A 13136-nucleotide genomic window follows, 5' to 3' on the forward strand; every position below is an offset into this window, starting at 1 on the left:
AATGTGAGGCAGGGTACGCTGTCATCCGTGCAACCAGTCCGGCGCACGAGCCTCATCGCTCAGGTGACAGAGCAGCTTCGTGCCGAAATCCGTTCCGGCCGTTGGGCCGTCGGCTCACGTATCCCCACCGAGCCCGAGCTCACCGAGCTCACCGGCACCGGTCGAAATACCGTGCGCGAGGCCGTCCAGGCGCTCGTGCATGCCGGCATGCTCGAGCGCAGACAGGGCTCGGGCACCTATGTCATCTCCACCTCCAGCCTCGGCGGCACCCTGTCGGAGTACTTCGCCGACGCCCACCAGCGCGATCTGCTGGAGCTGCGCCAGGCACTGGACACCACCGCCGCCCGGCTCGCCGCCACCCGCCGCGACGAGACCGATATGGCGACCCTGCGGCGACTGCTCGATGATCGAACCCGCTTCTGGGACACCGACTTCGATGCCGCCATCGAGGCCGATGTGCAAATTCACCGCGCCATCGTCGTCGCCAGCCACAATGCGGTATATCTGGAGTTCTACGACTCGCTGCTGCCCGTCATCGCGGCCGGGATCCGCTTCCGGTCCGAACAGGACGGCGCGACGTATCACGACGAGCACGCCGAACTCGTGCAGGCGGTGATCGACGGTGATCCCGACCGGGCCGCGCGGGTGGCCAACTGCTTCCTCGACTCGCTCATGGCCGAATACCGGACGCTTGATACGAATTTCGAGTAACCGAAAGGTCACCGCCCGAATCGTCGCGAGGTGAGCCGGAATTACCGTTCCCGTCACCGAAAAACATTCGGGCGTAAAACATGCTTCCTACGGTTGATCCCGACCGCAGCGGCTCCACGACTGACCGGGAGCCCTTGATGAGGACGGTCGCGACAGCCGAGAGGACAGCTGCTCATGGCATCCGTAGTAGAGGCCCCCGAAACCACCTTCACCTTCCAGAGACGGGGACGGTGGATCGACCACTGGGAACCGGATAACGCTGAATTCTGGGAAAACGGCGGAAAACAAACCGCCCGCAAGAATCTGATCTTCTCGGTCTTCGCCGAAAATCTGGGATTCAGCATCTGGGTCATCTGGGCCAGCATCGTGACCGCGATGGGCTCGGCCGGATTCGCCTTCCTGGGCGCGAAGAATCCGGACGCGGTGAACAACGCCCTGCTGCTCACCTCCACCCCCACCCTGGTCGGCGCGGCGCTGCGCATCCCCTACACCTTCGCCATCCCGCGCTTCGGCGGCCGCGCCTTCACCGCCTTCAGCGCCGCCATGCTGCTGATCCCCACCCTGGGCATCGCCTACTTCATCAACCACCCGAGCACCCCCATGTGGGTGTTCATGGTGCTGGCGGCCCTCGCCGGTGTCGGCGGCGGGAACTTCTCGTCCTCGATGGCGAACATCAACTTCTTCTTCCCCGAGGGCAAGAAGGGTGCGGCGCTGGGCATCAATGCCGCGGGCGGCAATCTCGGTGTGGCACAGACCCAGTTGTTCGTGCCGCTGCTGATCACCCTGGGCACCCACATCTTCGCCAAGAACCCGGGCGGCTACCGCTTCGGCATCACCCTCGCCGTGCTGGTGTGGATTCCGTTCATCCTGATCGCGTTGTTCGGCGCGCTGTGCTACATGGATTCGCTCTCGGGCGCGAAATCCGATGGCACGTCCTACAAGAAGGCGCTCGTCAACCGGCACACCTGGGTGATGGCGGTCCTCTACATCGGCACCTTCGGCTCGTTCATCGGCTTCTCCTTCGCCTTCCCCACCCTGCTCAAGGCCAACTTCCCGAGCCTGGCCAAGATCGGCTGGATGGGCACGCTGGGCAACCTCGCCTTCCTTGGCGCGCTCGTCGGATCCATGAGCCGGCCGTTCGGCGGCTGGATCGCCGACAAGCTCACCGGCGCGAAGATCACCCTGTACGTGTTCGGCGGGATGGCGGTCTCGGCCGCGCTCATCGTGGCGTCGCTGTCGGCCAAGAGCTTTCCGCTCTACCTGATCTCGTTCCTGCTGCTGTTCGTGTTCAGCGGCATCGGCAACGGGTCGACCTACCGGATGATTCCGATGATCTTCACCGCCGAGGCGCGCAAGCACGCCTCGGAGACCGGGCAGGACATCGGTGAGGCGCTGGTGTCCGCGAAGCGGCAGGCGGGTGCGGCCATCGGTGTGATCGGCGCGATCGGCGCCGCGGGCGGGTGGGTGCTGCAGCAGGCGCTGCGGCTGTCGAATACGCACTACCACACCATGAATCCCGCGTTCTGGGGTTACGTCGTGGCCTACCTGGCCATGGGTGCGCTGTGCTGGTGGTTCTACCTGCGGTCCTCCTTCGCGGTCGGACGCGCGCCCTCGCTGGCGCACGCCAACGTGTAGGAGCCCAACGCTCGAAAGCTTTGGGAGCCACGGTCTCTCAAGGGCTCCCCACCCCTCGGGGAGCGCGAAGGCCGCGCCGGATTCGTCGCCCGGCGCGGCCTTTCGCCTGTTCGGCACAGCCTTTCGTTCGTTCTGACAGAGTTAGAGCAGCAGGCGGATCATGTCCGCGGTCCGGGCCAGGCCCGGGAACGCCTCGGGCGTGGAACGCGGGTGCAGGGCGTGCACGGCGAGCCGGAACATGACCGCGCGCACCAGCATCTGCGGCCATTCGGGCAGGTCACGCCAGCGGTCGAGCAGGCCGTCATCGGCGCCGCCCCAGGACAGGGCGTCCACCACGATGACCGCCGCGGCCCACGGCGCGGGCCGCCAGTACGGGGTGATGTCGGTGAGGCCCGGCGCGAAATTGCCGGAGAACAGGACGGTTCCGAACAAGTCCCCGTGCACCAGCTGCGAGGGCGTGACCACCGGTTTGCGCAGGGTCGAGAGCTGGGTGATCAGGGTCAGGCTGCGGTCGCCGTCGGGTGAGGTGGCGGGCAGCAGGCCGCCCATCTTGAGGCTGCGCAGCGGAACCGCTTCCCACGCAGCGCGATCCGCGGCCGCGAAGACGTCCACATCCACCCAGGGGGCGACCGGCTGCGCGGCCAGGAAGCGGGGGCGTTCGAGCTTCGCGGTCACCTGGTGTAGTCGCAGGGACAGCGAAACGACCTCGTCGTGGCGGGGTTCGGGGACACCTTCGAGATAGGTGTCGGCGCGCCAACCGGATACGACATACCGCCCATCGGTGGCGCGGACCGGGCGGGCCAGGCGAATGCCGTCCACCCGCAGCGTCTCGCGCACCTTGGCGGACCAGGCCGCGCGCGCGTGATCGGTGACCGGGCTCAGCACCACGTCACCCAGTCGCCAGCCACCGTCCCAGTTCCCGAGCGGAACCGGCGCTTCCTCGCGCAACCCGAAGGTCGAGCGCACATGCTCAGGAGGCTCCACAGCAGTCATGGTCACGCGCGTACGGTACCGCCGTAAAGACGCGGGAATCAGACGCCACACCGGTAACAGACCAGCTGGCACCAAGTCGATAAGTTGCCCAGAATTTTGCCCGGAAAGACCGGGTGTCGGGGTCCGAAAGCCAAGCTCCCGAACCCCGATTCACTCAGTACACGGGAAGCGACGGATCAACCTGGTTGGCCCAGGCGATGATTCCGCCCTGCAAATGCGTGGCATCGGCGAAGCCCGCGTTCTTCAGGGCGGCGAGCGCCTCGGCGGAGCGGATTCCGGTCTTGCAGTGCAACACGATCGGGGTGTTCTGCGGCAGCTCGACCAGGGCCTCACCGGAGAGGATGCGGTCCTTGGGAATCAGGGTCGCGCCCTCGATGCGGACGATGTCCCACTCGACCGGTTCGCGGACGTCGATGATGGCGACGTCCTTGCCCGCGTCCAGCATGTCCTTCAGCTCACGCGCGGTGATCGTGGAACCGATCGCGGCGGCCTGGCCCTCCTCCGAGACCACGCCGCAGAAGGCGTCGTAGTCGATGAGTTCGGTGATGGGCTGGCGTTCGGGATCGCGGCGCAGCTTGATGGTCCGGTAGGACATGTCCAATGCGTCGTAGACCATCAGACGGCCCAGCAGCGGGTCGCCGATGCCGGTGATCAGCTTGATCGCCTCGGTCACCATGATCGAGCCGATCGAGGCGCACAGCACGCCCAGCACGCCGCCCTCGGCGCAGGAGGGGACCATGCCCGGCGGCGGGGCCTCGGGGTAGAGATCGCGGTAGTTGATGCCGCGGCCGTCGGGGGCGTCCTCCCAGAAGACCGAGACCTGGCCCTCGAAGCGGTAGATCGAGCCCCACACGTACGGCTTGCCCGCCAGCACGGCGGCGTCGTTGACCAGGTAGCGGGTGGCGAAGTTGTCGGTGCCGTCGACGATCAGGTCGTACTGACGGAACAGCTCGATGGCGTTGTCGGGCTCGAGGCGAATCTTGTGCAGCTCCACATTGATTCCGGAGTTGATCTCCAGGATCGAGTCGCGGGCGCTGTCGGCCTTGGAGCGGCCGATATCGGATTCGCCGTGAATGATCTGGCGCTGCAGGTTGGAGGCGTCGACCTCGTCGAACTCGACGATGCCCAGCGTGCCCACGCCCGCGGCGGCCAGGTACAGCAGCGCCGGGGAGCCGAGCCCGCCCGCGCCGATCACCAGCACGCGCGCGTTCTTCAAGCGTTTCTGCCCGACCGTGCCCAGGTCGGGAATGATCAGGTGGCGGCTGTAGCGGGCGACCTCGTCGCGGGTCAGCTCCGCCGCCGGCTCCACCAGGGGCGGCAGGGAGGGATGCGATGACACGTCTTCGGACTCCTCAATCGAATTCGCCGGATACTCGCGGCCACTTCTGCAACACCGGGGCGCGCGGCGTTCTTCCCCAGCCTAAGGGAGATTCAACTCGTCCCTGAAACCCCTAAAGAATTGAGGGGCTCCGCCCCTCGAACCCCGGAAATCGCGGGGCTCCGGGCGGCCTGGACCGGGGTCACAGCCAGGCGGGGAGGCCGAAGAAGCGGAACAGGTCCGGGTCGTGGAACAGATCCATGCGGGCGATGCCGTCGCCGTCGAGGGTGAGGATGTGCAGGTTGGCCGCCTCGAAGACGTCGCCGCCGCGTCGGACGTAGGCGGCCACGGCGGGGCGGCCGTTGGCGCGGGTGGGGAGCAGCCGGAACGCCTCGCCGCGGGTGAAGACGCGGGTCATGAAGGCCGCCACGGCATCGCGGCCCAGGAACCAGGCCAGGAACGGCGGCATCTGCAGCAGGGCGTCCTCGCGCAGGATGCGCTTGAGGGCGTCCACGTCCATGGATTCGAAGGCCTCGACGTAGCGGTCCAGCAGTGCGCGCTGCTCGGCATCGGCGAGCTCCGCCGGTGCGGCCTCGAGCCCGGCCAAACCCGCATGCGCCCGCTGCAGGGCGCTGTTGACGGCCGCGGTGCTGGTCTCGAGCAGACCGGCCACCTCGTTCGCCCGCAGCGCCAGCACATCGCGGAGAATCAGCACCGCCCGCTGCATCGGCGGAAGATGCTGCAGCGCGGCCACGAACGCCAGCCGCACACTCTCCCGGGCCGCGACCACCGCCGCCGGATCGCCCTCCCCGAGCAACGCGTCCGGAAACGGCTCCAGCCAAGGCAATTCGGGCGACTTCTCCAGATGCCCCGGCCCGACCACCGGATTCGGCTCCGCCAAATCCACCGGCAACGCCCGCCGCTCCGCCGTCTTCAACGCCGTCAAACACACATTCGTGGCGATCCGATACAACCACGTCCGAATCGAAGCCCGTTGCGGGTCATACGATTCCGCCGCCTTCCAGGCCCGAACCTGAATCTCCTGCACCAGATCCTCCGCATCATGCAGCGACCCGGTCATCCGATAGCAGTAAGCCAGCAATTCCGAGCGATGCGATTCAGCGACGGCGACCACGTCGTCGACAACAGCGGTCATCCCACCTTGCTAGCACGCCCCCGCCCCACCGTCGAGCGATGAGTTTTCGCGGGGCGGTGAGTACGTATCTGCGACACCCTCGGATCATCTTCGGAAGGTCAAAATCATGACCACGCATCAACGGTGGACGCTCGCCCTTGCCTCGGTGGCGTCCTTGATGGTGGGGCTCGACGCGCTCGTCGTGACCACCGCGCTCAATACGATTCGCGTCAAACTCGGAGCGTCGCTGGAGGCGCTCGGGTGGACGCTCAACTCATACACACTCGCATTGGCCGTGCTGCTGCTGACCGCGGCGGTGCTCGGCGATCGGTTCGGGCGGCGGAATCTGCTCGTCACGGGGCTGGTGCTGTTCACCGCGGCATCGGCGGCCTGCGCGCTGTGCACCGATATCGGCTGGCTGATCGCGGCGCGGGCGGTGCAGGGCGTCGGGGCGGCGATGATCATGCCCGCGTCGTTCGCGCTGGTCGGAGTGGCCTTCCCGCCCGAGCAGCGAGGCCGGGCCATGGGGATTTTCGCCGGGATCATCGGGCTGGCCATTCTCGGCGGGCCCGTGGTCGGCGGCGCGGTCGTGCAGGGCCTGACCTGGGAGTGGATCTTCTGGCTGAACGTGCCCATCGGCATTGCGCTGATTCCGCTGGTGCGGCGGTTCGTGGCCGAAAGCACCGGGCCCGCACGCCCGGTCGATGCACTCGGGGTGATGCTGTCCGGGCTCGGCGTGCTGGGACTGGTGATCGGGCTGGTGCGCGGCAACACCAGCGGCTGGACCAGCGCCGAGGTACTGGGCGGACTGATCGGCGGCACGGTGCTGCTGGCGGCCTTCGTCGGATGGGAACTGCGGGCCCGCGCGCCGATGATTCCCATGGGTCTGTTCACCCATCGCGGGTTCAGCGCCGCCAATCTGGCCGGAATCCTCATGACCGCCGCGCTGTTCGGCACGGCGTTCTTCTTCGCGCAGTACCTGCAGGCCGGATTGCACAACAGCCCGCTCGGCTCGGGAGTGCGACTGCTGCCCTGGACCGCAACACTTTTCGTCATCGCGCCGCTCTCCGGCACGTACATGAGCCGGATCGGTGAGCGACGGTTGATCGTGGGCGGACTACTGGTCGCGGCGACGGGCTTCGGCTGGATCGCGCTCGCGGCGGGAACCGGGGCCGGATACCCGGCGCTGATCGTGCCCATGCTGCTGGCCGGAGTCGGCATCTCGGCCGCCATGCCCGCCGTGCAGAACTCGGCCATCAGCTCGGTCGGGCCGGAATCCATCGGCACCGCCTCGGGCATCTACAACGCCAGCCGCCAGCTGGGCGGCAGTCTCGGAATCGCGATCACCTCAGCGGTTTTCACCGTCGCGGGCGGCTACACCTCGACCACGGCCGTCCAGCACGGCTTCCGCGCCGCGATCCTCGCCACGGCGGCCAGCGCGGGCCTCGGCGCGCTCGCGGGGCTGGGTGTCATTGCGCGGCAGCGGGTTTCCGCCAAGCCCACGACTGCACCGGTCCCCGTTGCGGCGGCGTAATCCCCCGCCGTCGGCGCAACCCCCTATCCGCTATTCCGACGTGCCCTGCGGCGCGCCGGAATTCGGCGTGTCAGCGCGCGATCTCGGGTGTCCCCCACGCCCATTTCGCGATTCAGCCGCGCGGATAGGGCCAGGGGTTGAAGCGGCAGGTTTTGCCGTCCATGGGGACGACGCCCTCGGGGTCCAGTTTCGCGATGTCGTTGTTCTTGATGCCGAAGGTCTGCTGCATCATGACCGGGGCCAGGCCGCCGTCGATCTCGCACGGCTGGTGTTCGTGGTAGCCGATGGCGTGGCCGACTTCGTGGTTGATCTGGTACTGCCGGTAGGAGCCGACGTCGCCCTCGTCGGAGAGCGCGCCGCGGACCCAGCGCACCTGGGAGAGCAGGACGCGGCCGAGATCGGCGTTGTAGCAGGAGGAGTCGACGGGGATCTCGAATCCGCAGGCCTTGCGGGTGGTGTCACGCGAGGTGAGCGAGATGCGGAAGTCCGGATTGCCGGTGTCGACGCGGCGGAAGGCGAAGCGCGGATCATGGGTCCAGGACTTGGGATTGGCCAGCGTCGCGTCGATCATCTTGCCGATGGCGTCATCGCCGCCGAGGCTGGCGGTGTCCACGCCGTCCTCCACCTCGACGGTGTAGTTGAAGACGTGCTCGGAACCGGTGCCCACCTGCCCGGTCGTCCCCGGCACCACATGCCAGGTGTCCTTGCCGGTGTCGGTGTACGCGCCGCCCGCGGGCACCGCACCGGAAGGCAGGTCCGCGGCGTACTTTCCGTCCCCGCGCGGCGCACCGCCGATGATGCCGCTGGGCTTGTCGGTGTGCTCACTGAAGTGCCCGAAGCCGGGCAGTCCCGCATCGCTGTCGCCGGTGTGGCGCAGGGCGTCCACGGCCACCACGATGGTGATCACCAGCAGCACCGGCAGCGCGTAGGCGCGCCAGCCGTAGGTGCTCACGAAACGCCCGAGCGGGCTCTGCTTCTTGGTCTCGCGGTCCGGGCGTTGCCGATTCGGGCCGTCGGCGGGCGGTGCGGTGGGATCCCAGCGCGCCCGCAGGGGTTGATGCGAGGCGGGTCCTTGCGAAGCGGGTGATACCGACGGGCCGGTCTGCGGTGTGCCGCTGTCGGAGTACAAACCGAGCGGATCGTAGATCGGCCCGCTGGGTCTTCCCCGTCGCTTGGAGCCGGCGGCTCGCGGCGCACCGGCAGCCACGGGACGGCGTGAATCCCGCCCGCCGGAATTGCTGCCCCCATGGTCGGTCACGTCTGACAGACTCTCACAGCGCGGGCTCGAGCACGCGGGCGCCGTCGAGGCCGCTCGTATTGCTGCGAGATATCTCACGCTAATGCGGCAGATCTCACAAATCGGAACATGTGCTACACAGTTGTGATCGGCCTCGCATAATCGACGCCACAATATTCGGAACCTGGATCGGCACCGGCCCCCCGAGCGAGTATCGTTCGGTGGATACCGCCCGGTGACATCCTTCCCGCCGGGAATCAACTGGGAGATCGGAAATGACTGACCTCGTGGACCGGATGACTTCGCACCGCATGTCATCCGAGGCGACGAGCAAGCGCGGCACCCGCCTGCCCCGCGAGGCACGCCGTGCCCAGCTACTCGCCGCAGCCAGCGAGGTCTTCGTCCAACGCGGCTATCACGCCAGCGGCATGGACGAGATCTCGCAGTGCGCCGGTGTGAGCAAACCCGTGCTCTACCAGCACTTCTCGAGCAAGCTCGAGCTGTACCTGGCGGTGCTGCAGAACTACGTCGACGCGCTGGTCTCCAGCGTGCGCCAGGCGCTGCGCTCCACCACGGACAACAAGCAGCGCGTGCGCGCCGCCGTGCAGGCCTACTTCGATTTCGTCGATCACGAAACCCAGGGCTTCCGACTGGTTTTCGAATCCGATCTGACCAATGAGCCGCAGGTCCAGCGCCGGGTCGAGCAGGCCACCGAGGCGTGCGTGGACGCGGTCTTCGACCTGGTCGCCCACGACTCGGGGCTGGATCCCTACCGCGCCCGGGTTTTGGCGGTCGGCCTGGTGGGCGCGAGCCAGCTGAGCGCGCGCTACTGGCTGGAGGCGGATCGTCCGATTCCGAAGGATGACGCCGTCGATACGACGGTGGCGCTGTGCTGGGGTGGACTCAAGCACGTGCCCCTGCACCCGATCGATTGAGAGAAATTCTCTCTCGCACAGTCAAATAGAAATTGCCCCGCCGAGTTGCTCGGCGGGGCAATTCCTTTCGTTCGGGAGATTTAGACGGCCGCGAAGCCGACGCGCCCGGAGGACGGGGTGCCGATCTCGACGTAGGCGACCTTGGAAGCCTGAATCAGGAACTTGCGTCCCTTCTCATCGGTCAGCGCCACGACGCCGCCCTCGCCCGACAGCGCGCCGGTCACGAGCGCCTCGACCTCAGCAGGGGTCTGCGAGCTGTTGATGATGAGCTCACGCGGGCTATCCGAAATGCCGATCTTGACCTCCACGGCCAACCTCCGAACCTAGAGTCCTGTGATGTCTTTGATCAGGTTAGTGGAGCCGGGACAGCGCCCGGCGGCCACCGCCTGCGCTGTCAGCGAACAAGTACGGGAGCGCCGCTCTCAGCACAGGCGGAACAATCTCAGCCCAGGCCGAGAACCCGCATGCGCTCGGCGTGACTGTTCTGCATGTGCTCGAACAGGGTCGCGATGCCGTTCAGGTCGCCGGTGGCAGTGAGCACCAACTCGGTGAGCTCGTCCCGCTGCGCCATCACGTACTGCGCCTGGGTGATGGCCTCGCCCAGCAGGCGGCGGCCCCACAGCGCGAGCCGGTCGCGTTCGGAGCGGTTCTGCGCGACCGCGGTCCGCACCTCCTCGATGACGAACTCGGAGTGGCTGGTCTCGGCCAGCACATCGCGCACCACGTCGGCGACCTCGGGAGCCAGGGCGCCGGCGATCTCGGTGTAGAAGTCGGCGGCGATGCCGTCGCCGACGTAGAACTTCACCATCGACTCCAGCCAGGTGGAGGGGTCGGTGGAGGCGTGATAGGCGTCCAGGGCGCGCACGAAGGGGGCCATGGCGTCGAAGACGTCCACGCCGCGATCGGCGAGGGCCTGTTCGAGGGTCTTGAAGTGTTCGGACTCGTTGCCCGCCATCTTGGCGACGGCCACCTTGCCGCGCAGCGTGGGCGACAGCTTGGCCTCCTCGGCGAGCCGGTAGAAGGCGGAGATTTCGCCGTAGGCGAGCACGGCGAACAGATCGGTGACGCCGGGGTGTTCGGCGGAGATACGGCCGTCAGCGGACGCTGCGAAAGGGGCTCCCATGGGACCCACCCTAGCGGCAGAAAATGACGGGCATTCACCCATCGGACCAACCGTATGAAGCGTACGCTCGAAAAGTTCGAATGGCCTTGTGCCACTTAGTTATTCACAAACCTACCGGTCGCTGTGCCATTGCAGCGCTACGCGCTGGTGGGGCTCCCGATAGGTATTCGACACCGCGGAGTTCACCATGCCCACCGCAATCCAGAACCTCATCGTCCTCGGCGACAGCCTCTCCGACATCGGTAACAAGCGCGAAACCCCCGCGGGAATGTTCGCCCGCGCGGCGGGATTGATGCGCACCAACGAGGCCGGCCGCTACAGCGACGGCAAGAACTGGACCGACTTCCTCGTCGAATGGATGGGCGGCGAACCGCTGATCCGCGGCGACCTGAAGCAGACCGACTACGCGACCCTGCCGCATCGCAGCCTGTCCAAGGATTCGCTGGTGCTGCGCACCGATTTCGGTGATCTGGCCCCGGTGCGCTACGCCAATTTCGCCGAAGGCGGCGCGATCGCGTCCTCGGACTGGCCCAAACGCCCCAAAGAAGGGGCGCTCGGATTCTTGAAAGAGCAGGTCGATCGTTATATTCGCCATCGCCGCGAGATGGGCGCGGCCTACACCGGCGAGACCCTGCACATCATCTGGATCGGCCTGAACGACATCGTCACCGCGAAGCGGCCGGACGGCATGGATCTGGATGCGCAAGCCGCCACGACCCACGACCCCGTGACCAAGGTGCCCGATGTGAATACCGCCGGAACCGGCGTCGCGCCGATCGTCGCGGAGATCAATGCCGAGGTGAACCGGATCGCGGACGAATTCGGCCCGGCGCACGAGCACTTCATCCTGATCGACCTGCCCGACCCCCGCGTATCGGTCCGATTCCAGGAGCGGATCGCGGACAAGGGCGAGGGCGTGGCCGCGAAGGAGGTGCGCATGGTGGCCCGATTCAACGAGTTGCTGGCCCTGCTGACCGCGCACTGGCCTGCCACCGAATCCCAGACTCCCGCAGTGTCGTTCAGCGCCGAGAAGAAGGCCGCCAAGGCCAATGAGGGGCACCGGGTGCCCGACGGTCCGAAGTCGTCGTTCGGCGCCGCCGAGGTGACCCCGATCGGCGGCGCCGATCCCGCCAAGATCACCCTGGTGCGCATGTCCGACTGGATGCGGGTGGTCGGCGAGAAGCCGGACGTCTTCCGCCTGAAGCCGCTCCCGCAACGCCACGGCCCGGTGAGGTACCTCGGCGCGCAGGAGCCGATGCCCGATCCGGAACTGCGCCGCGCGCTGACCACCAGCGATCTGGCCCATCCGACCGAGGCGGTCTACGAGCTCATCGGACGGCAGATCGTGGATACCGCGCTGGCGAAGGGCTACCGGATCGGACGGCTCACCACCGAGTCCTGGCCCGACCAGCGACCCTTCCGCGGGATTCCCGGACTCTGAACGGGATTCCCGCTTCGAGCGGGCCGTCCGTCAGGCCAGATCGCGCAGGAACTTGTCCAGGTACGTCCACGTGGTGTCGCGGGCGATGAGAATGCCGAGGTGAGAACCGGGTGCGGTCTCGTACCGCACCTCCTGCGAACCCGTCAGCGTCTCGAGACCGTGCTTCACCGCGGCCGCCGCGGTGATGGCGTCGTTCGGGCCGCCGACCAGCAGCACCGGCTGGGTGATATCTGCCAGGGCGATGGCCCGATCACCCAGGTGCACAACGCCTTTGCCGATGTCGTTGGCGAGAATGAAACGGCCCCACAGCTGGTTGTAGAAGCGCCCCGGATACCCCGGCAGCGCGTTCTGGAACCGGTCGATGGTCTCCATGCGCGCCAGCGTCGCGGTGTCGGTGAGATTGCTGGCAATGAAGAAGGGGCGCTTGAGTTCTCGATCCCAGGCCGTGGCGCGGTAGGCGATCCGGGTCAGGCGCGAGGACACCCCGCCGATGGCCCGAATGGCCGCGGTCGTGGTGCGGCCGCCGTCGATGCGGGCCATCGCGCGCAGTTCGCGCGCGCCGAACATGTGGTCGTAGCTCAGGGGCGCGCCGACCGCGGTGACCGAGCGGATGGGCAGCGTCTGGTCGGCCGCGGCGGTCAGCAGGGCCAGGACACCGCCGATGGACCAGCCCACCAGATCCACCGGGCGCCCGCCGCGATCGGCCGACACCTGGCGGACGGCCTCGGGCAGGATGTCGTCGATCCAGGTCTCGAAGCCCATGCGGCGGTCCTCGAAACCGATCTCGCCGTAGTCGACCAGGTAGGGCGCGCGGCCGGACTCCAGCAGGAAGCGGGCCAGGCTCTGATCCGGGCGCAGATCGAAGCAGAAGGCGGGCGCGGCCAGCGGCGGCACCAGCAGCACGGCCGGATCGTCGGCACCCGCGCCGTCGTAGCGGCGCAGTTCGCGGTGCGGCGCGTCCGACAACACCGTCGAGGGTGTCGGTTCGGGGGCCTCGATGCCCTCGCCGAAGGTCAGTGCCCACAGGTTCTGGGCGGCGGTGGAAACGGTGTCTGCCAAGCTCACGGCACAACC

12 protein-coding genes are annotated in these 13136 nt (G+C 67.4%); 5 read left to right on the plus strand and 7 right to left on the minus strand.

Annotated elements, in window-relative coordinates; all coding sequences use genetic code 11:
* Positions 1-27 precede the first annotated feature (27 nt).
* On the plus strand, positions 28-711 hold the full coding sequence (locus ON43_RS26650; protein ID WP_040811783.1) for a FadR/GntR family transcriptional regulator: 684 nt from the start codon (positions 28-30) through the stop codon (positions 709-711).
* A 174-nt stretch (positions 712-885) separates the two neighbouring features.
* Positions 886-2346: an MFS transporter gene (locus ON43_RS26655; RefSeq protein ID WP_040811784.1), complete on the plus strand. Its 1461-nt coding sequence runs from the start codon at positions 886-888 to the stop codon at positions 2344-2346.
* A 141-nt stretch (positions 2347-2487) separates the two neighbouring features.
* Here the strand turns inward: ON43_RS26655 and ON43_RS26660 are convergent, their stop codons facing one another.
* From ON43_RS26660 to ON43_RS26670, 3 genes are all read right to left on the minus strand, one after another.
* On the minus strand, positions 2488-3339 hold the full coding sequence (locus ON43_RS26660) for a TIGR02569 family protein (RefSeq protein WP_040811829.1): 852 nt from the start codon (positions 3337-3339) through the stop codon (positions 2488-2490).
* A 154-nt stretch (positions 3340-3493) separates the two neighbouring features.
* Positions 3494-4678, minus strand: a complete 1185-nt coding sequence (gene moeZ, locus ON43_RS26665; RefSeq protein ID WP_040811785.1) for an adenylyltransferase/sulfurtransferase MoeZ — start codon at positions 4676-4678, stop codon at positions 3494-3496.
* Between the two features lie 181 nt (positions 4679-4859).
* The gene (locus tag ON43_RS26670; protein ID WP_040811787.1) at positions 4860-5813 is read right to left on the minus strand and encodes a sigma-70 family RNA polymerase sigma factor; all 954 of its coding nucleotides are present in this window, start codon (positions 5811-5813) and stop codon (positions 4860-4862) included.
* A 106-nt stretch (positions 5814-5919) separates the two neighbouring features.
* Between ON43_RS26670 and ON43_RS26675 the strand changes: the two genes are divergently transcribed.
* Positions 5920-7326 carry a DHA2 family efflux MFS transporter permease subunit gene (locus tag ON43_RS26675; protein WP_040811788.1) on the plus strand — a complete coding sequence of 469 codons (1407 nt, stop codon included), beginning with the start codon at positions 5920-5922 and terminating at the stop codon, positions 7324-7326.
* Between the two features lie 112 nt (positions 7327-7438).
* Here ON43_RS26675 and ON43_RS26680 read toward each other — a convergent pair whose 3' ends face one another.
* Complete coding sequence (locus ON43_RS26680) at positions 7439-8584, minus strand: DUF3152 domain-containing protein (protein WP_373283486.1); 1146 nt, start codon at positions 8582-8584, stop codon at positions 7439-7441.
* Positions 8585-8838: 254 nt separating this feature from the next.
* On the opposite strand from ON43_RS26680, the gene fasR reads away from it, so the two are divergent.
* Positions 8839-9498 carry an HTH-type transcriptional activator FasR gene (gene fasR, locus ON43_RS26685; RefSeq protein WP_040811791.1) on the plus strand — a complete coding sequence of 220 codons (660 nt, stop codon included), beginning with the start codon at positions 8839-8841 and terminating at the stop codon, positions 9496-9498.
* Between the two features lie 80 nt (positions 9499-9578).
* Here the strand turns inward: fasR and ON43_RS26690 are convergent, their stop codons facing one another.
* Both ON43_RS26690 and ON43_RS26695 read right to left on the minus strand, forming a co-directional pair.
* The gene (locus tag ON43_RS26690; protein ID WP_040811831.1) at positions 9579-9806 is read right to left on the minus strand and encodes a DUF3107 domain-containing protein; all 228 of its coding nucleotides are present in this window, start codon (positions 9804-9806) and stop codon (positions 9579-9581) included.
* Between the two features lie 134 nt (positions 9807-9940).
* The gene (locus tag ON43_RS26695; protein ID WP_040811833.1) at positions 9941-10621 is read right to left on the minus strand and encodes a ferritin-like fold-containing protein; all 681 of its coding nucleotides are present in this window, start codon (positions 10619-10621) and stop codon (positions 9941-9943) included.
* Positions 10622-10808: 187 nt separating this feature from the next.
* On the opposite strand from ON43_RS26695, the gene ON43_RS26700 reads away from it, so the two are divergent.
* A complete protein-coding gene (locus ON43_RS26700) occupies positions 10809-12062 on the plus strand; it encodes an SGNH/GDSL hydrolase family protein (protein ID WP_040811792.1) in 1254 nt (417 codons plus the stop codon).
* A gap of 30 nt (positions 12063-12092) precedes the next feature.
* Here the strand turns inward: ON43_RS26700 and ON43_RS26705 are convergent, their stop codons facing one another.
* Positions 12093-13127, minus strand: coding sequence for an alpha/beta fold hydrolase (locus tag ON43_RS26705; protein ID WP_040811794.1), 1035 nt, complete (start codon positions 13125-13127; stop codon positions 12093-12095).
* Between the last annotated feature and the right edge of the window lie 9 nt (positions 13128-13136).

The sequence above is a fragment of the Nocardia concava NBRC 100430 genome, from assembly GCF_000308815.1.
In the GTDB taxonomy this organism is placed as follows: domain Bacteria; phylum Actinomycetota; class Actinomycetes; order Mycobacteriales; family Mycobacteriaceae; genus Nocardia; species Nocardia concava.

Bases quoted from the DNA above. Each gene is read 5' to 3' on its own strand.
- ON43_RS26655 (WP_040811784.1), top strand. From the start codon at position 886: ATGGCATCCGTAGTAGAGGCCCCCGAAACCACCTTCACCTTCCAGAGA.
- ON43_RS26660 (WP_040811829.1), bottom strand. From the start codon at position 3,339: ATGACTGCTGTGGAGCCTCCTGAGCATGTGCGCTCGACCTTCGGGTTG.
- ON43_RS26670 (WP_040811787.1), bottom strand. From the start codon at position 5,813: ATGACCGCTGTTGTCGACGACGTGGTCGCCGTCGCTGAATCGCATCGC.
- ON43_RS26675 (WP_040811788.1), top strand. From the start codon at position 5,920: ATGACCACGCATCAACGGTGGACGCTCGCCCTTGCCTCGGTGGCGTCC.
- fasR (WP_040811791.1), top strand. From the start codon at position 8,839: ATGACTGACCTCGTGGACCGGATGACTTCGCACCGCATGTCATCCGAG.
- ON43_RS26695 (WP_040811833.1), bottom strand. From the start codon at position 10,621: ATGGGAGCCCCTTTCGCAGCGTCCGCTGACGGCCGTATCTCCGCCGAA.
- ON43_RS26700 (WP_040811792.1), top strand. From the start codon at position 10,809: ATGCCCACCGCAATCCAGAACCTCATCGTCCTCGGCGACAGCCTCTCC.